The sequence below is a fragment of the Streptomyces sp. NPDC020192 genome (assembly GCF_044388685.1).
In the GTDB taxonomy this organism is placed as follows: domain Bacteria; phylum Actinomycetota; class Actinomycetes; order Streptomycetales; family Streptomycetaceae; genus Streptomyces.
Map to the genome: position 1 here is coordinate 1 of NZ_JBIRXG010000015.1, position 16794 is coordinate 16794.

The window sequence follows — 16794 nt, forward strand, 5'->3', positions numbered from 1 at the left end:
CTTTTCAGGGCCCGCATGTTCACGGAGTCGATCGCGCAACGGGACCAGTCCAGCTCGCCGCGCGAGCCGAGCTCGTCGAGGACCAGGCGGTGGAGCTTGGCCCAGACCCTGGCCTTCGTCCACTCGGCGAAGCGCCGGTGAGCGGTCGCCCCCGACGGCCCGAACGACGCGGACGGCAGCTGCTGCCACGTGCAGCCCGACATGGCCACGAACACGATCGCAGCCAGCACCTCCCGGTCACCGTGACGCCGCCGGCCGCCTCCCTGAGGCCGCGATGGCGCCTCCGGCACCACCCGCTGGAACAACTCCCACAACTCGTCCGGCACCAGCCGCTCAACGATTCCCACGCCAACAGGCTACCGAACACGCCAAATGAGATGACCTCTTAGGCGTGGCCTCATCCTTATCAGGTCGATCACGGTGCCCCTGGTAGCTGGAGGGGTCCCAGCGTGATGACGGTCTATCGACCGCCGGGGGCCGCTCTCGTCCGGAGGTGTTCGCCGCTGTTCGGCTCGAATCCCTCGGCGTCGCTGACGTCCGCCGGTTCCTCGTGCGCCTGGAGAAGGACACCACCGCAGCAACCGCCAAGGAATGGCACCGAGTTCTGCGCTCCGCACTGTCCTCCGCCTGCCGCGAGGAACTGATCACGCGCAACGTCGCCAAGCTCGTTGAGCCGCCCCGTACGGACACACCCGAGCTGCACCCCTGGACCCTGGACGAGACGCTCGACTTCCTCGCGGCCTCCCGCAAGGACCCGCTCTAGCCGGAGCCAAGGCGGGGGAGAGGTGGCAAGAGTCGGACTACGTCTTCGCCACCCGGAACGGCCGACCTGTCGAGCCGCGCAACCTCTACCGCTCTTTCACCCGAGTCGCCGAGTCCGCCGACCTCCGCGTCATCCGCCTCCACGACGCCCGCCACGGCACCGCCACCCTCCGCACGGCGGCCGGAGTCGCGCCCCGCGTCGTGATGGAGATCCTCGGCCACTCCCAGATCAGCATCACCATGGACATCTACACCCACGTCGTCCAGGACACCCAGCGCGAGGCCATGAGCCACATGGACCGGCTGCTCAGGAGGCGCCCCGGTCGCCAGTGATCGCCCGCGACCATCCGCGTTGATGTCAGAAGTAGATGTCAAAGGCCCCGGACCAAAATCGGTCCGGGGCCTTTTCCCTTGTGCCCCCGGCAGGATTCGAACCTGCGACACCCGCTTTAGGAGAGAGGCTGGACGATCTCGGACCTGAGCTGCGGCTTCGCCGGCCGAGAAAGCGAGCGACTACTCGACCGTGGGGTACCGGTGTTGACCGTGGCTACCCCCTGAATCTGGCACGGTTGTGGCACGAACCTCAGCCGACGACAGTCAGCCACGATGGCGGGTGCGCCGACCGATCAGGCGCGCGTGTGCTCGTTGCACCCCGCCGACCTTGGTCACGTTTCTGGCATGTCTTGTCGGTCAGAGGCAGGCTGGTGGCTTCGACCTCGACGAGAGCACCATGTGCCCGCGTGCTTCTGAAGAGCTCAGCTTAGGCTGGATTAGGAGCGTCTTCTTCGCAGAAAACCCTGCGAGGAGTGTGCCGGTGTAGCCATACTGCCTACATGAAGTTTGATCTCTCCAGGCTGGGTCCGCGCGAGTTTGAGAACCTGACTCAGAGCCTAGCTCTTGCGGAAATCGGCTCAGCACTCAACATCTTCGGTGCCGGCCCTGATGGCGGACGAGAGGCGACATTCGAAGGACCTGTCACCCTTGGTGAATCAGGCCCTACGATAGAGGGTTACGGGGTCCTTCAAGCGAAGTACTGCGAAAATACGAGCTCTCCGCGTTCGGATGCTACCTGGCTGATTAGACAGATCAGGGACGAGTTCAAAGAATGGAAGACTTCCATTAAGCGAACCAGGAAGCCGAATTGCATCATTTTTGCGACTAACGTAACTCTCTCGGGAGTGCCGCGTACAGGCGGATTGGATCGAGTTCATAAAGAACTTGAAAAGCAGTGCGAGACGTTGGGCATTAGGGAATGGCATGTCTGGCACGGTGAAACCATTAACAGGCTGCTGGAAAATCATCCTGAAATTCGGACGAGCTATTCCGCCTGGGTCCTTCCTGGAGATATTCTCGCGGAGCTTTACTCCAATATGTCGGCCCGGAAGCAAGAAGTCGGCAAGGGTCTCCAAAGGTATCTCGCTAAAGAACTGCTTCGGGACTTGCATGTAAACCTAGATCAGGCGGGATCGGCAGACGATCTGCAAATTCCATTGGCTGAAGTCTTTATTGACCTTCCGATGGGGATTCCCGGAGCAAGTAACGCAAATGCGCCCGGGAAAGTACTTCGCAACCTGATTAATGCCTGCGACCTAAAAGCGTCTCCTAATTCACCGAACCGAAAAAAGGTAACGCTCGATCGCTATGTACTTGTAGGAGGACCGGGACAAGGCAAGAGCACCGTAAGTCAATTTCTATGTCAACTCTATAGGGCAAACCTAATTGCTGGAGCGCCGGTCGCGCGCGCAAGTAATGTTGCACAGGCAATTGATTTGATTACAAACCAAGCAGCCCGTGAGAATCTCATCCCAAATTCTCACAGATGGCCTGTCAAGGTTCCACTGACTCAGCTTGCTGACGAGCTGGCGCACGGAGCGTCAAAATCTCTTTTGCAATTTATCGCCGCCCGAGCATCAGATGCTTCGGACGTGCATATCACACCCCAAGATCTCCGTGAATGGCTTGCGACATTTCCGTGGTTGCTTCTTTTGGATGGCCTTGACGAGGTGCCGGCCTCAAGCAACCGAGACCAAGTCTTGGCTGTGGTCAACGAATTCCTCATGGACGTCGAGGAACTTTCGGCTGATGTAGTTCTCATCGCCACGACGCGACCACAAGGTTATACAGAAGAGTTTTCTCCATCAAACTTCACGCACTGGGAGCTGAAGCCGCTCGGAAAGGAGCGTGCACTTCACTACGCCCAAAAGCTGGCCACTGCTCGACATGGCGCTGATTCAGAGCGCACCGTCAGACTGATGAGTCGTCTGAAGCAAGCTGCCGACGAAAGTTCAACGGCACGGCTAATGTCGTCCCCTCTTCAGGTAACAATCATGGCGGTCTTGCTCGACAGAATGGGCAAAGCTCCAAAAGATCGCTACACCCTATTTAAGGACTACTACAGGGTCATTTATGAGCGTGAACTTGAGAAAGAAGGGGCCGCAACCAACCTTCTGCGCGATTATCGTGCAGACGTTGACGCCATCCATGCCGACGTCGGGCTTCTTCTGCAGACACGTAGCGAGCGATCTGGAGACACGGAATCCCGAATTGCACTTGAGGAGTTCAGCGGAATAATTGGTCAGCGCCTTGAAGCTGAGGGACATACAGGATCGTCGCTAGAGTCATTGACTAAGGCGATCAGTCTCGCGGCTACTGATCGCCTTGTCTTCCTGGTGCCGTCCCGTGCCGGTGAAGTCGGGTTCGAAATTCGGTCTCTACAGGAGTTCTGGGCCGCAGATGCCTTGATGTCGGCAAGTGATGAAGAGGTAAGGGATCGCCTTAGCCTAATTAGTCCGAGTTCCCATTGGCGGAATGTATTTCTTTTTGCCGTGGGGAAGATTTTTGCCGAGAGGCGGCACCTCCGAGACTCAGTAAGCAGTGTCGTGGCTGAGCTGAACCTCCATATCAAAGCACCCCATGCTCCTACTCGCCGCCTCGCTCTTGGATCACGCCTAGCTGTAGAAATCCTTGCCGACGGCATGGTTAAAGCTCCGAAACACGAAGCTGTTCTGGTCGACCAAGCCACCAAGCTTTTCGGTCTTCCGTCCTTTGACGCCGTAGAGAGACTCGTGCCGTCCCTTTCGGAAAGTGGACTCCAGGCTGCAAAGGCGAGTGTCGACAGCTGGATTCTTGAAGGTAAGCGAGTTACCGAGAGTCTCCTCCTCTTTCTGGCAAGATTGATCTCCAAGGGTCACCCATGGGCTAAAGATCACCTTGACGCGCTCTATAGGAGGATGGATGAGGTTGCGCGTGATCAGTTGTTGTGGCTTGCCTTTGAAATGTCCGCACCAGAATTGCTGAGCGTTGCTGGCGATCGCATGCTGGATGTTCCAATTCGGGAGCTGCCTGAGATTCTGACCGCCCGATACAGGCGCCCTTATTCGCGCCCCATGCAGCTGGTTAATGGTCCTGCTTGGGTGCAGCGGCTTCTGACTACCTCTGAGCAGGGTCCGCAACTGGACCCCAACCTTTCCCCTGTCCTTTCGGTAGGAAGTAGTAGCCTTACTTGTGAAATTCCCAAGCTTGGCGAGCACGACTTGTGGCAGGGGATTGATCTAAGCGGCGTGAGCGACAATCACTGGTTGCGCGTAGTTAAAAGTTTTGTCGATGCCCCGTCTCCTGTTTCACTCAAGGAGGCAGTCATCGCAGTGGAAGCAGCAAAATGTGAACTATACCGAGGGACTTCCTTCCTCCCTTGGCCAGTCGTTGCTGCGTTGCATGATTTGGTCAGTGGAGAAGTCTCCAGGGAGTCCCTGGGGGACCCCGCATATCTGGGATCCCTGGATTCTTGGAGAGCTATCGAATCCTTCTGGCAGGAGCCAATTTCTATTAATGATCTGGCGCCTAGCTTCTCGGTAGCGGTTCGCGATTCATTGCCATATTATCCTCTCGCTGCGGCTAGCGCGCGATCGTTCGATTCGCCGACCGACCGTGCTCCCTCAAGCCTTGCCTCGATTTATCTGTCAGAGCTGCTCACGCTGCTGAAATCTTCTCCAAAGTATGTGCAAGCTGGTATCGCTCAAATGGCAGTTAGTGGCCTGCGTATTCACGATAAGGCGCCGCTTGAAGCGGAAGAAGTCGAAGCAATGAAGGGCCTCACTGTTATGGCTTTGGAGGCCGCTGGTCATGTCGACCTCACTTGGTTGGCGCGGGCCAGGCGGCTGGGCGAAGGCGCGGCAGCATGGCTTAACCGAGCGGTCGCGACCGGATCGGCAAATGTGTGGATGCCGCACGTACCGCGTGATATTTGGCGAGATTGGGTTTCGGACCCGACGAAGAACGAGTTGGGGAGGGCGCTTTGTGCCGCCGATGTGACTTCAGCTCCGAAAAGCGTGCAGGGGGCTATTTCCCGGGAGTGGAAGAGGATTTCTGCCGACAGTTCGGTTGATATAAGTCGCCGAGGTGCGATTTGCCTACTGGTTAGCTCTTTCGAACCCTGTAGCGGTGAAGAGGATTTGACCAGGAGAGTCGAAGTACTTGTCCAAGCTGCTCAGATGGGCATATTCGATCCGGCTTTCGTGGCTATGAGGGTTGCACTGTCGCATGATCCGCTTCAGCAAAGACTTATTCTGGGTGTCCTCGATGCTTTGCCTGGCATCGAACATGACATCTGGGAATTGGCAATGGATCGGCTTGTAGCTGACGAGACAAGTCTGCCCACCAGAATCGATTTCAATGTGATGAGGGCTCAATGATCTGTGAAGGTTGGCGGAGCGGCTTTGGGCTGGAGCTGCTTTGGCGCGAGTGATCATGGCCCCGTAAGCTTTCGGCGCGTCGGGCAGTTTGTTGACCTGCCCGGTAAAGCACGACGTTGGGGCCATGATCTTCGAGGCTCGCGCCAAAGTGGCTGCGTAAAGCCGCGGAGCCGACCACCCCAGCCACGATGTACCCCTTCTCTGGCATCAGGCGGCTGACCGCTGAAAGCGCGGCACGGGCGCCGGCCGGGCTGGAGCAGGGCGGAGACTGGAGCGCAGGCCCGGCCGGGGGCCGGGCCGCGCGCGGGGAGCGAAGCGAGCCGCCTTGAACCAGTAGAGAAAGTTGTAACTCACTGGCTGGGGCCGGTGGATTGCTCAGTTCCTGAGCTTCGGGCCTCTGCGATGTGGCGGCCGTGTTCGGCAGCTCGTAGCAGTGACTGGGCTACCCGTTCGGCGTCGTCGGGGTGCAGGTGGACCTCCTGGGTCCACAGCACTGACAGTCGCACGGTGCCGTTCAGCAGGTTCGTTGCTACGTCTACCTCGACGCCGTTGCCGGTGGTGTCGCTGACGTTCAGGTCCAGATCGCTGCTGTAGGCGCTCATGCGATTGAGCATGCATGAGGCCCGGCTTCAGATGTGAGGCCGGGCCTTCGTCATCAGCTGAGACGGTTCGCGGTAGGCAGACGCTTGAAGTCGTGAGCGCAGAGCGGGAGTTCCCTGAGTGCGCGATGAGCGAGTGGCAGGTAGGTCACTGGCCGGATGGTCCAGGTGACGCGGGTGTCAGCGTGTGTGACCGACACCGTGCAGGGTTCGGACCGTAGTAGTGCTCGTCTGGTCTCGACACGGCCGTCGTGCAGCCACTCCCATGCCTCGTCTGAGGCATCCGAGTCCAGGGCTGGTGAGATGGTGCGAAGTGCGACCGCGACCCACCGGTCGGCCTGTGGTGCCGAGTAGGCGTCGAAAGATGCCAGGAGCGCTGGCCCGTGCTCCTCGGCGAGGTTTTCCGTCCAGCACTCGCACCAGAAGCCGCGGCGGGTTTTCTGACTCAGCACGGATGGCCTCCCCACCGGGCGTTTGCGTACAGCTCCGCGGTGACTGTGCGGCCTTGGTCGCTGTCGTGCACGACGACCCGGTGGGCGATGGCGCTGACCATGCCCAGCCCCCGGCCGCGCTCGGCGTCCCGGTCCTGGTGCTCGATCTTCGGAACCGATCCCGTACCGCCGTCGTCCGTGACCGACACCGCGACCACCTGAGCGGAGACCGCGACGGCCAGGTGGAAGGTGCCGGACTCCCAGCCGCTCGCCGTGTGCCGGATTGCGTTCGTGCTCAGCTCGCTCACGATCAGTTCGGCGTCTTCGGCTAAGGGGGAGCCACGCAGGATGTCACGGGTCCAGCGGCGGGCCCGGCTCACTTCTTCCGGGAATCCTGGGCAACTCAGCCCCCACACCCGGGCTGTACTCGTATACTCGTGCATACAAGTTCCTTCGTGCTGGTAGGCCGCCATGTGCAGCGGGTTCGGGCTAGACGAGTTTCACGCCGTCGTGGGCGCGGATGGCCGGCGGGGACGCCGCGTCGAGTGCGTCAAGGACGCGGATCGCGTATGCCTCGTCGGCAAGCTCGGTGACTTCTTCGCGGTTGGCCCAGCGCAGTGCGCGGGTCTCGTCACCGGTGGTGGGCGCACCGTCGGCGGCTTCACAGCGGAAGACCAGCGAGACGATCAGGCCCTTCATGTTCTTGTAGACGCCGGTCAGAGTCGCCGGAAGCGCGATCTTGATGCCGGTCTCTTCGAGGACTTCGCGCTGGAGGGCTTCCGGGATGGTCTCCTCGCGTTCGAGAACACCGCCTGGTGGCTCCCAGTGACCGTTGTCCCGGCGTTGGATCAGGAGGGCCCGGCCTTGGTCGTCGACGACGACCCCGGCGACGCTCACGGAGTGCGGGCGTTCAGTGCTCACGTTCCTCGGCCCTCTCGGCTGGCTAGGCTCTCCACCGTAGCAACACCACTCGCCCACTCGTCTAGATACCTAAAGGAGTACTCACGTGAGCCCTCTTCCTTCGGGCCTCCTCGGTGATCTCGACCCCACGAGCGATCGTGCGGTCTTCCGGCAGATCGCCGACCAGCTGCGCGAGGCCATCGACCGTGGGCGATTCCGCGAGGGCGAGAAGCTGCCCTCCGAAGCCGAGCTTGTCGAGCACTACGGAGTCTCCCGGATGACCGTCCGGAACTCCTTCTCCATCCTCACGGGCGAGGGCCTGGTGCACGCCGAGCACGGCAAGGGCGTCTTCGTCCGGCCGCGTCCCCCGGTGCGCCGACTCGCCTCCGACCGGTTCGCCCGGCGGCACCGCGAGCAGGGGAAGTCCGCCTTCATCGTGGAGGCCGATGCCGCTGGCAGTCATCCCACGGTCGACAGTCTGGAGGTCAAGGAAGAGAAGGCCAGTCAGGACATTTCCACCCGGCTGGGGTCGGTGCGACGGGTTCTCGCTCGTCGGCGCCGGTACCTCCTCGACGGGCGGCCGGTCGAGTTCGCGACCTCCTACCTTCCACTCGACATCGCCCGCGGGACCCCGATCGCTGAACCCAACCCCGGCCCGGGTGGCATCTACGCCCGTCTCGAAGAGCTGGGCCACCACCTCGACCACTTCGAGGAAGAGATCCGCGCCCGGATGCCCTCGCCTGCCGAGGTCAAGACGCTGCATCTGGCGGCCGGCGTGCCCGTCATCCATCTGATCCGGACCGCCTTCGACTCCGAGGGGCGAGCTGTCGAGGTCTGCGACACGGTCATGGCGGCGGACGCGTACGTCCTGTCGTACCAGCTCCCGGCGACCTGATCGTCATGGTTTGCGGTGGTGCGCGGGGGCGCTTCTCCGAACTCGTACACCCCAACACGCTTACTCGTATAGACGAGTGGCCAAGTTGTGTGGCAAGGTGATCCGTGTGATCCCGGAGATCGGGTTCGCAGGACGGCTCTTGTATAGACGAGTAGATAGGAGCGCTCTCTTGCGCACCATCCGTGTTGAAACCTCCGCCGCCACGATCCTCCTCACCGAGGCCCCCGAGCCGAAGGTCCGCGACCGGCAGACCGGCGAGATCGCCAAGGACGCCAACAGCGGTGAGGCGCTGATGACCATCGGCGTCGTCTACATCGAGGACGGCGAGTCGTCGCTGATCAAGGTCACCGTTCCGGAGGGCGGCATCTCCGAGGGGCTGACCCTCGGGGCTCCGGTCTCGCTGCCCGGCCTCGTTGCCCGGCCGTGGGAGTCGGTCTTCAACGGCCAGCAGCGTCACGGCATCGCCTACCGCGCTGCCGCTGTCACGCCTGCCGCCTTCCCGGCCACGACCGGGGCCGCCGCCTGATGCCCGACCTGACGACGCTTCTCGAAGTAGGTGGTCCTGTCGCCGCACTCGGCGGCGGGGCCGCCTATGCCCGGGCCAAGCACCCGGCGGCGTACTGGTCCACGGTCGGTCTTTCGGTGTCCACGGTCCGGCTGCTCAGCTCGTACGGCTCGATCATGGAGGCGTGTGGCCTGACCGTGGCGCCCTCCCGGCTGCGGGTGCTCGCCGTGAAGGCCATGACGCAGCGCGAGGTACGGCCCGTACCGCCGCGCCGAGGCCTCATCCGGCCCACCGCGACCGGGCTGCGGATACGCCTCCGCCTGGCGCCGGGCCAGGAACCCGCCGACGTCGCCGCCTCCGCCGAACGCCTGCGGCATGCGTGGGGCGTTCACGCCGTGTACGTCACCACCGTCAAGCCGGGGGTCGTCGAACTGCGGCTTGTCGGTTACGACGTCTTACGGCGGGTGCGCATGCCGCGCAAGGTCGCGGGCGGCTTCCTCAAGGTGCCGGTCGCATTGCGAGAGGACGCCACGCCCTTCCTACGTGACTACCGCACCATCCCGCACCAACTCACCCTCGGCGCCACGCTGTCCGGCAAGTCCATGTACCTGCGCCACCTCGTCGCCGGACTCGCCCCTCAGCCGGTCGCCCTCGTCGGCATCGACTGCAAGCGGGGTGTCGAGCTGGCTCCCTTCGCGCCCCGGCTCTCCGCACTCGCGACCGACCCGGAACAGGCGGCTGAGCTGTTGCCCGTACTGGTCAAGGAAATGGAGGACCGATACGACCTGATCAAGGCCCGACAGGGCATCGCCCCCGGCACCCCGGACGAGGAAATCACCTCCGACATCTGGGGCCTGCCCGAGCACGAACGCCCGGTGCCAGTAGTGCTGTTCGTGGACGAGGTGGCGGAACTGTTCATGGTCGCCACAAAGAAGGACGAGGAACGGCGCGACGAGATGGTCACCCAGCTCATCCGTCTCGCCCAGCTCGGCCGTGCCGCCGGCATCTACCTGGAAGTGTGCGGACAGCGCTTCGGCGCCGAACTCGGCAAGGGCGCCACCATGCTCCGAGCCCAGCTCACCGGCCGTGTCTGCCACCGCGTCAACGACGAAGCGTCCGCCAAGATGGCCCTGGGCGACATCGCGCCCGAAGCGGTCTCCGCCGCCTGCTCCATCGCCCCGGAACGGCCTGGCCTGGCCGTGGCGGGCGACACCTCCGGTGGCTGGTCCCGCATCCGCACGCCGTACCTCTCCCTCGGCGACGCTGCCGAGACCTGCCGCGAGTCGGTCCACCTGGTTCCCGACCTCCCCGCACTGAAGCCCTTCCGGCCCGACGTGCCCGAGCGTCCGGTCGAGAGCGCGGCTCCGGTCGTCCTGCCCCACCCGGTAACCGACTGACCTTCTCCTGCCCGACTCCGGAAGGAGCCGCATCATGCGTGCCCACCTGGCCCGCGTCGACGCGGTGCTCGTCCAGGCGCTCATCGCCGCCGCGCTGTCCTTCGCCCACCTCCACGACGTCGCAGTGGCGGCCGGACAGGACGGATGGAAGGCATGGGCCTACCCCGTCTCTGTTGATCTGCTGCTGGTCGCCGCTTGGCGTCGACTGCGCTCCGGTCACGGCAAAGCGGCGGCCTGGTGCTGGTTCGTCATCGCCCTTGCCGCCTCCCTCGGTGCCAACGTCGCCACCGCCGGCCTCCTCGACCTCGGCAACGTCCCGGCCTGGCTGCGCATCCTCGTCGCGGGCTGGCCCGCAATCGCCTTCCTCGGCGGGACCCTCCTCGCTCACACCGCGCCCAAGACGGACTCCGAAGCCGAGGGCATCGAGGACCAGGAGGACGAGCCCGAAACCGCGTCCGAGCCACCTGCCCAACCGGCCATCGAGGCACCACCGCAACCCTCGCCCGTACCCGTCCCGTCCGCCCTGGTCGACCACGCCCGCAAGGTCGCCGCCGAGCACCACGCCCGTACCGGCGTCCCGATCGACACCCCCACGCTCCGCGCCCGCCTCGGCGTCCCGGCCCCGATGGCCGAAGCCATCGCCGTCCACCTCTGAGAGGAGACCCCGTGTCCGCCAACCGCAGCTTCCGCAACGTCACCCGCATCGGCCCCGTTCAGGTCGGCACCGCTTACGACACCCGGGGCCGTGAGAAGCACACCGCGGCCTGCACGGCCCCGCGCTGCGGCTTCTCCGCCGACTACGACAGCCGCGCCGCCGCCGAACTGGCCGCCCGCACCCACCGCTGCCCCGTCCGCTGAAAGGACCCGGACAACCGTGACCGTCAGCCTGCCGCTCGTCGTCGTCCTCGGCTTCTTCGCCTGGGGAGCGATCAAGTTCCTCGGCGTCCGTACCTGGATCGTCGTCCTGATCGCCCTGTTCGGCTTCTGGCTCTCGCACACCTTCCTGGCTCCCGCCATCGAGTCCGGCACGCGCTCCGGCGTGAGCGTCGTAAACGGCTCACATGCCTAGACGAGTAGATAAGGAGAGTCCTGCCGTGTTCCTGCCCAAGTACCCGGACAGCCCCACCCCGCCGCCCGCCCACACCCACGCGCGGACCGACCCGGCTCCCGTCCGACGCGGCCTCCCGTCGCTCCCCGTGGATCAGAAGACGGTCGCGACGGTGCTCGTCGCCGGCGTGGTCCTCACCGCGCTCCTGGCCGCCGTCGCCGTCACGGCCATATCCGTGGCCGTCGCCGCTGTCGTCGTGCGCTCCCTGCTCCGCGACCAGTACCGGCGCTGACAAGCCGAACCGCACCCGGGGCGGCCACGACACAGCCAAGCATCCGGCCGTCCCGGGCCATCGCTCCTGACCGATCCAGTCAGAAGGAGATCGCCATCTTCACCCGCACCACCCCGCCCCCGCTCCCGGAACTCGCAAGGCTGGCCGAAGGCGGCACCCTGCCCGGTATCCTCCGGCAGCTCTCCGGGCTCGGCGGCTGCACCAACCCGATCCGCCTCGACGGCCACCGCACCGAGTACGACATCGACACCACCACCGGCGAGATCGGCGGCGTCCTCCACCACCTCGACTCGACCGCCCTCCCGGCCGGCCAACTGCTCGTGCGCTGCAACAACCGCCGCACCACTCGCTGCGCGGCCTGCGCCGAGGTCTACCGCCGCGACACCTTCCACCTGATCACCGCCGGACTGCGCGGCGGCAAAGGCACCCCGGAACACGTCGCCGCACACCCCCGCGTCTTCGCCACCTTCACCGCACCCGGCTTCGGCCCGGTCCACAACCGTCGCGCCGACGGCCGCCCCTGCCGCTGCGGCACCCACCACGACCAGGACGACGACACCCTTGGCACTCCGCTCGACCCGGACACCTACGACTACGAGGCGGCCGTCCTCTGGAACGCCCACGCCGGGCAGCTCTGGCGGCGCTTCTCCGTCTACCTGCGCCGAGAGGTCGCCAAGCGGGCGGGCCTGTCCCAGCGCCGGTTCCGCGAGCACGCGCGCGTGTCCTTCGCGAAGGTCGCCGAGTACCAGAAGCGCGGAGCCGTCCACTTCCACGCGGTCATCCGCCTCGACGGCCCCAGCGGAGGAGACACCCCGCCTCCGGCCTGGGCAACGGCCGAACTCCTCACCGACGCCATCGAGGCCGCCGCTGGCAAGGTCCGCGTCGACGGCCTGGTCATCGACGGCCGCGCCCATACCTTCGCCTTCGGCCGACAGCTCGACGTCCGCACCATCCGCTCCGCCGACTTCAACGACGGCCAGGAGCTGACCGAGCGTGCCGTAGCGGCGTACATCGCCAAGTACGCCACCAAGGGCGCCGAGACCGCGACGGGTGCTCTCGACCGACCGCTGAAGTTCGCCGCCGAACTCGCCCAGCTCGACATCAGCGACCACGCCCGCCGCCTCATCCGAACGGCCTGGACCCTCGGCGCGCGCAAGGACCTGGAACACCTCCGCCTGCGCGCCTGGGCTCACATGCTCGGCTTCCGCGGCCACTTCTCCACCAAGTCCCGCCGCTATTCCACGACGCTCGGCGCCCTCCGCGACGCCCGGGCCGAATGGCGCCGAGCGCAAGCGACAGCGGCCAACGGCCCGGAGCCCGAGACGACTTACGTCCTCGCCCACTGGGTCTTCGCCGGCACCGGCCTGTCCGACGCCGAAGCCTGGCTTGCCGCATCCCTAGAACCCGCCCCCGGAACGGAAGGAGAACCCACCCATGGCTGACCGCTACCTGACCGTCGCGCAGGTGGCCGAACTCCTCGGCACTACGGAACGCTTCCCGCGTCGCCTGATCGCCGAGCGACGCATCGTGTTCGTCAAGGTTGGCCGTCACGTCCGCATTCCGGAGAGCGCGCTGAACGCCTTCATCGACGCCAACACGGTGCAGGCGATCGGTCATCGGCGCAGCTCCCTGCGGAGGGCTGCCTGATGGCCAACAAGAAAGGGAGGCGTCGGGACTTTGGTTCGGTCCGACAGCTTCCGTCCGGCCGTTGGCAGGTCCGGTACCGAGACCCGGAGACGGGGCAACTGCGTCCCGCTGAGAAGACGTACGCGACCAAGACCGACGCTCAGGTCGCCCTGACACACATCGAGTCGGACATCGCGCGCGGGCAGTGGTCGGACCCGGACGCCGGGCAGGTGAACTTCGCCAAGTACGCCACCGCATGGCTGCGGGACCGCAAGCTGGCCGACCGCACTCGCGAGCGGAACGAGTCGGTGATGCGGCTGCACATCCTGCCCACCTTCGGGGCCGGAACGGTGGCCGACGTGACGACCGCTCGCGTACGGAGTTGGCGCGGCAAGCTCCTGGCGGCTGGCGTCGGCGAGCCGTCGGTCGTGAAGGCGTACCAGTTGTTGCGTGCCCTGATGAACACGGCCGTGGACGACGAACTGATCCGGCGAAACCCGTGCAGGATCAAGGGCGCGGACCGCTACGACGTACCCGAGCGGCCGGTCCTCACGGTGGCGGAGGTCTTCGCCGTGGCCGACTCCATCGCACCGCGCTACCGGCTGCTCGTCCTCCTCGCGGCCTTCACCACGCTGCGGTTCGGGGAGCTGGCGGCCTTGCGGCGCCGGGACATCGATCTGGAGGCGCTGACTGTCACTGTGCGCCGCGCTCAGGCAGAGCTGCAGAACGGCCGGCTCTTCGACAAGGCGCCGAAGTCCGCGGCCGGGGTTCGCTCCGTCTCCTTCCCGGCCGAACTGCTCGACGAGGTGACGCGCCACCTGGAGGACTTCGCCGCTCCTGGCCGTGACGGTCATGTCTTCGTCGGACCGCAGGGCGGGCAACTGCGGCGAAGCAACTTCCGGGACGACTGGGTGAAGGCCCGGAAGGCTGCGGGCGTCACTGCCGAACTGCACTTCCACGACCTTCGCCACACGGGCAACACGCTGGCCTCGACCGCAGGGGCCAGCACGCGGGAGCTGATGACGCGGATGGGCCACAGCAGCTCGCGGGCTGCGCTGATCTACCAGCACATGACCAGCGACCGGGACCGGGCCATCGCCGACCGGCTCGGGGCCATGATCCGGGGCGATGGGGGAGCGGTGTCCGAGACCTCTGAGAAGGGCGCTGTGGGCCCGTAGTGGCCTGTTCGTGGCACGACCCTTGTACGTCGAAGGGCCAGCACGGGAGGAACCTCTCCTGAGCTGGCCCTTCTCTCTGCGCCCGGTTCGCATCGACCTCGGCTCGCCTCTTCTCCTCCGATTCGCCCGCGGTGGCGGTACGGACATGGCAGCCTATGAGCGGCAACGAAAGGACCGGAAAATGCCCATTCTCTTCTTCGCCGCCGCTGGTGTCCTCTTCGTCGGCGGAACCGGCGGAGGGTGGTACATGTGGAAGCGCGGTTGGCAGGAAGCGGCCAAGCGGCTGCAGCATCAGGACGCCGAGGCTGCGAAGCAGGCGCTTACGGATGGCACCGACCTTGCTGAACTGCGTAGCAAGGCGCAAGAGGCAGGCTTGGACCCGGATGACGTTGTTGCCGGATACGAGAAGTTGCGAGACTCACAGTTGTCTGTTGAGGACGTGCTCAAGATGCTGAGCCAGGCTCCCATCACAGGCTGAACAACTTTGCTCCGCCGTCCGGGTCTTCCGTCTTTCGCAAGGTGCGTGAGTGGCGGCCCCTCATGAGGCGATCATGCTCGTGGGCCCAGGTTCTGGACGCGGATGCTCCCGGATCGTGAGTGCGTGTACTGGCATGCCTGTGGCACGACCCCTGAAACGCCGAAGGGCCAGCCTGGGAGGAAAACCCTCCTGAGCTGGCCCTTCTCTCTGTGCCCCCGGCAGGATTCGAACCTGCGACACCCGCTTTAGGAGAGCGGTGCTCTATCCCCTGAGCTACGAAGGCGTGGTACTCGATCAACAGGGTACCGGATGGTGCGCGGGGCGGTGGTGGGGTTGTCAGGTTGGGGGGATGGGGGTGAAGCGGGAGGCTGTGTGGAGGTCGGTCTGGATGTGGTCGGCGGTGGTGCGCAGGGCGGGGAGGACGTCCTCGATGCAGGAGGTCAGGGTGCGGCGGGCCGTGTGCGTGGCGACGCACACCGCGGCGACCGCCCGGCCCGTGCGGTCCCGTACGGGTACGGCGATGGAGCGCAGGCCCGATTCCAGTTCCTCGTCGGCCAGGGCGTAGCCCTGCGCGCGGATCTCCGGGAAGGCGGGGGAGGTGTCCGCCAGCAGGACGCGGCCGAGGGAGGTCGCGGTGGCGGGGAGGCGGGCGCCGACCGTGATGTGGACCGTGAGGACGCGGCTCGTGCCCGCCCCGGCCGTGTACTGGATCTCCGTGCCGTCCTCCGTCAGCAGCGCCATCGCCGTCGGTTCGTGCAGACGGGCTGCCAGTGCGCGCAGGTGGGGCTCGGCCAAGTGGGGGAGTGTCGTGCGGGAGAGAGGTGGGAAGCCGAGGTCCAGGACGCGGGGGGTGAGGGTGAAGGTGCGGTCGGGCAGGGCGCGTACCAGGCCCAGGTGTTCGTGGGTGAGCAGCGCGCGGCGGGCCGTGGCCCGGGACAGGCCCGTCGCCCGTGCCACCTCGGTCAGTGGCAGTGCCGGGCGGCCCGTGCCGAAGGCGGTGAGGACCGTCAGACCCCGGGCCAGGGATTCCACGAAGTCCCGGCCCAGTTCGTGTTTCGACGCCGTCGTCCAGGTTGCCAGGCCTGACGGTGGCGGGCCCGGCTCGGGTGGGGGTGCGGTGCGCAGGTCCGCCTCCATCGCCGCCACCGCCGTACGCAGGCGGGGGAGGAGGGCGGCGCGCAGGTCGGCCGCCGAGTGGCGGCTGGTGTGGCTGACCACGCTCGCCACGCAGGCCGGGCGGCCGGTGGCGGGGTCCCGTACCGGTACGGAGACCGCGACCAGCCCCGGTTCGATCAGCTGGTCGTCCAGTGCCCAGCCGTTCCGGCGCGCCCTCTCCACCCGTTCCGGGAAGGTGAGACCGTCCGCCGGTATCTGCTGGGGCGGTACGGCGGGGAAGGCCACCTCCTGCGGGTCCGCGGCCCGGCGTGTGCGCCAGCGGGCCCAGTCCTGGTCCGTCCACTGCGTCGCGAACAGCGGTCCCGGCGCGGTGCGTTCGGCGGGGAGGAGGTCGCCGATGCGGAAGCTCACCGACAGCGCGCGGCGGCGGGTGGCCTGGTGGATGAAGCGGATGCCGTCGAGGTCGGCGACCGCGAGGGACACCGACTCGTCCAGCTCGTCGGCGAGGGCGTCGGCGCGCGCGCCGAGCAGCGCGGGCAGGCGCAGGGCGGCCAGATAGGCGTTGCCCAGCTCCATCACGCGGGGAGCCAGTACGACGTCCCGGGCGTCCAGGCGGACGTAGCCCATGCGGGCCAGGGTCGCGGTGATCCGGTCGACCGTGGACCGGGCGAGCCCGGTGGCCCGCTCCAGCGCGCTCGGACTCAGGGTGCCGCCGGCCTCGGTCAGCCGCCGCAGCACCCCGACCCCGCGGATCAGCGGCCCTACCGCCTCGTCAGGAGGCCCGGCCTCAGCGGGGGCATCGGCGTCCAGTGCGGGATTCGCGGGCATCGGCTCTCCGGTACGGCATACGGGCACGCCTACGGTAAACCCCGTCCG

General features: G+C 65.7%; 18 protein-coding genes, 1 tRNA gene and 1 pseudogene. 13 read left to right on the plus strand and 7 right to left on the minus strand.

Going from position 1 to position 16794, the window contains the following annotated elements:
- Positions 1-347 (minus strand): transposase (locus ACH47Z_RS26915; protein WP_399077968.1); only part of this gene is annotated, 347 nt, incomplete at its 3' end.
- A 161-nt stretch (positions 348-508) separates the two neighbouring features.
- Between ACH47Z_RS26915 and ACH47Z_RS26920 the strand changes: the two are divergent.
- Together ACH47Z_RS26920 and ACH47Z_RS26925 are read left to right on the plus strand one after the other, a co-directional pair.
- Positions 509-1095, plus strand: a pseudogene (locus ACH47Z_RS26920) (tyrosine-type recombinase/integrase); the annotation flags it as partial.
- Positions 1096-1595: 500 nt separating this feature from the next.
- Entirely contained in the window at positions 1596-5453 is a 3858-nt protein-coding gene (locus ACH47Z_RS26925) for an NACHT domain-containing protein (protein ID WP_399077970.1), read from the plus strand.
- Positions 5454-5803: 350 nt separating this feature from the next.
- Here ACH47Z_RS26925 and ACH47Z_RS26930 read toward each other — a convergent pair whose 3' ends face one another.
- From ACH47Z_RS26930 to ACH47Z_RS26945, 4 genes are read right to left on the minus strand one after another with little or no spacing between them, the layout of a single operon-like run.
- Entirely contained in the window at positions 5804-6055 is a 252-nt protein-coding gene (locus tag ACH47Z_RS26930; RefSeq protein ID WP_399077972.1) for a hypothetical protein, read from the minus strand.
- Between the two features lie 53 nt (positions 6056-6108).
- On the minus strand, positions 6109-6504 hold the full coding sequence (locus ACH47Z_RS26935) for a hypothetical protein (RefSeq protein ID WP_399077974.1): 396 nt from the start codon (positions 6502-6504) through the stop codon (positions 6109-6111).
- Positions 6498-6926 carry an ATP-binding protein gene (locus ACH47Z_RS26940; protein WP_399077976.1) on the minus strand — a complete coding sequence of 143 codons (429 nt, stop codon included), beginning with the start codon at positions 6924-6926 and terminating at the stop codon, positions 6498-6500. Before ACH47Z_RS26940 ends, ACH47Z_RS26935 begins: the two co-directional genes overlap by 7 nt.
- A gap of 46 nt (positions 6927-6972) precedes the next feature.
- Positions 6973-7380, minus strand: a complete 408-nt coding sequence (locus tag ACH47Z_RS26945) for an NUDIX hydrolase (protein WP_399078351.1) — start codon at positions 7378-7380, stop codon at positions 6973-6975.
- Positions 7381-7489: 109 nt separating this feature from the next.
- Here ACH47Z_RS26945 and ACH47Z_RS26950 point away from each other — a divergent pair, with 109 nt between their 5' ends.
- The 11 genes from ACH47Z_RS26950 (at position 7490) to ACH47Z_RS27000 (ending at position 14802) form a co-directional block, all read left to right on the plus strand.
- Positions 7490-8278, plus strand: coding sequence for a GntR family transcriptional regulator (locus tag ACH47Z_RS26950; protein WP_251093790.1), 789 nt, complete (start codon positions 7490-7492; stop codon positions 8276-8278).
- A gap of 169 nt (positions 8279-8447) precedes the next feature.
- On the plus strand, positions 8448-8804 hold the full coding sequence (locus ACH47Z_RS26955) for a hypothetical protein (protein WP_356190057.1): 357 nt from the start codon (positions 8448-8450) through the stop codon (positions 8802-8804).
- Positions 8804-10180: an FtsK/SpoIIIE domain-containing protein gene (locus tag ACH47Z_RS26960; RefSeq protein ID WP_399077978.1), complete on the plus strand. Its 1377-nt coding sequence runs from the start codon at positions 8804-8806 to the stop codon at positions 10178-10180. The genes ACH47Z_RS26955 and ACH47Z_RS26960 overlap by 1 nt, the downstream gene beginning before the upstream one ends.
- A gap of 34 nt (positions 10181-10214) precedes the next feature.
- Positions 10215-10835, plus strand: coding sequence for a DUF2637 domain-containing protein (locus tag ACH47Z_RS26965; protein WP_399077980.1), 621 nt, complete (start codon positions 10215-10217; stop codon positions 10833-10835).
- Between the two features lie 11 nt (positions 10836-10846).
- Positions 10847-11038 carry a mobile element transfer protein gene (locus tag ACH47Z_RS26970; protein WP_399077982.1) on the plus strand — a complete coding sequence of 64 codons (192 nt, stop codon included), beginning with the start codon at positions 10847-10849 and terminating at the stop codon, positions 11036-11038.
- A gap of 16 nt (positions 11039-11054) precedes the next feature.
- Positions 11055-11249 (plus strand): hypothetical protein, encoded by a 195-nt coding sequence (locus ACH47Z_RS26975; protein ID WP_184965503.1) that lies wholly within the window; start codon positions 11055-11057, stop codon positions 11247-11249.
- Positions 11250-11274: 25 nt separating this feature from the next.
- Positions 11275-11520, plus strand: coding sequence for a SpdD protein (locus ACH47Z_RS26980; protein WP_399077984.1), 246 nt, complete (start codon positions 11275-11277; stop codon positions 11518-11520).
- 140 nt (positions 11521-11660) lie between these two features.
- Positions 11661-12962, plus strand: coding sequence for a replication initiator (locus ACH47Z_RS26985; protein WP_399078354.1), 1302 nt, complete (start codon positions 11661-11663; stop codon positions 12960-12962).
- Positions 12955-13167: an excisionase family DNA-binding protein gene (locus ACH47Z_RS26990; protein WP_208032738.1), complete on the plus strand. Its 213-nt coding sequence runs from the start codon at positions 12955-12957 to the stop codon at positions 13165-13167. Before ACH47Z_RS26985 ends, ACH47Z_RS26990 begins: the two co-directional genes overlap by 8 nt.
- Entirely contained in the window at positions 13167-14324 is a 1158-nt protein-coding gene (locus ACH47Z_RS26995) for a tyrosine-type recombinase/integrase (RefSeq protein WP_399077986.1), read from the plus strand. The genes ACH47Z_RS26990 and ACH47Z_RS26995 overlap by 1 nt, the downstream gene beginning before the upstream one ends.
- A gap of 181 nt (positions 14325-14505) precedes the next feature.
- Positions 14506-14802 (plus strand): hypothetical protein, encoded by a 297-nt coding sequence (locus ACH47Z_RS27000; RefSeq protein ID WP_399077988.1) that lies wholly within the window; start codon positions 14506-14508, stop codon positions 14800-14802.
- Positions 14803-15012: 210 nt separating this feature from the next.
- Here ACH47Z_RS27000 and ACH47Z_RS27005 read toward each other — a convergent pair.
- Both ACH47Z_RS27005 and ACH47Z_RS27010 read right to left on the minus strand, forming a co-directional pair.
- Positions 15013-15085, minus strand: a tRNA-Arg gene (locus tag ACH47Z_RS27005).
- Positions 15086-15138: 53 nt separating this feature from the next.
- On the minus strand, positions 15139-16746 hold the full coding sequence (locus ACH47Z_RS27010; RefSeq protein ID WP_399077989.1) for an IclR family transcriptional regulator C-terminal domain-containing protein: 1608 nt from the start codon (positions 16744-16746) through the stop codon (positions 15139-15141).
- Positions 16747-16794: the final 48 nt, after the last annotated feature.

Bases quoted from the DNA above. Each gene is read 5' to 3' on its own strand.
- ACH47Z_RS26995 (WP_399077986.1), top strand. From the start codon at position 13,167: ATGGCCAACAAGAAAGGGAGGCGTCGGGACTTTGGTTCGGTCCGACAG.
- ACH47Z_RS27000 (WP_399077988.1), top strand. From the start codon at position 14,506: ATGCCCATTCTCTTCTTCGCCGCCGCTGGTGTCCTCTTCGTCGGCGGA.
- ACH47Z_RS26930 (WP_399077972.1), bottom strand. From the start codon at position 6,055: ATGAGCGCCTACAGCAGCGATCTGGACCTGAACGTCAGCGACACCACC.
- ACH47Z_RS26940 (WP_399077976.1), bottom strand. From the start codon at position 6,926: ATGCACGAGTATACGAGTACAGCCCGGGTGTGGGGGCTGAGTTGCCCA.
- ACH47Z_RS27010 (WP_399077989.1), bottom strand. From the start codon at position 16,746: ATGCCCGCGAATCCCGCACTGGACGCCGATGCCCCCGCTGAGGCCGGG.
- ACH47Z_RS26925 (WP_399077970.1), top strand. From the start codon at position 1,596: ATGAAGTTTGATCTCTCCAGGCTGGGTCCGCGCGAGTTTGAGAACCTG.
- ACH47Z_RS26965 (WP_399077980.1), top strand. From the start codon at position 10,215: ATGCGTGCCCACCTGGCCCGCGTCGACGCGGTGCTCGTCCAGGCGCTC.
- ACH47Z_RS26990 (WP_208032738.1), top strand. From the start codon at position 12,955: ATGGCTGACCGCTACCTGACCGTCGCGCAGGTGGCCGAACTCCTCGGC.
- ACH47Z_RS26960 (WP_399077978.1), top strand. From the start codon at position 8,804: ATGCCCGACCTGACGACGCTTCTCGAAGTAGGTGGTCCTGTCGCCGCA.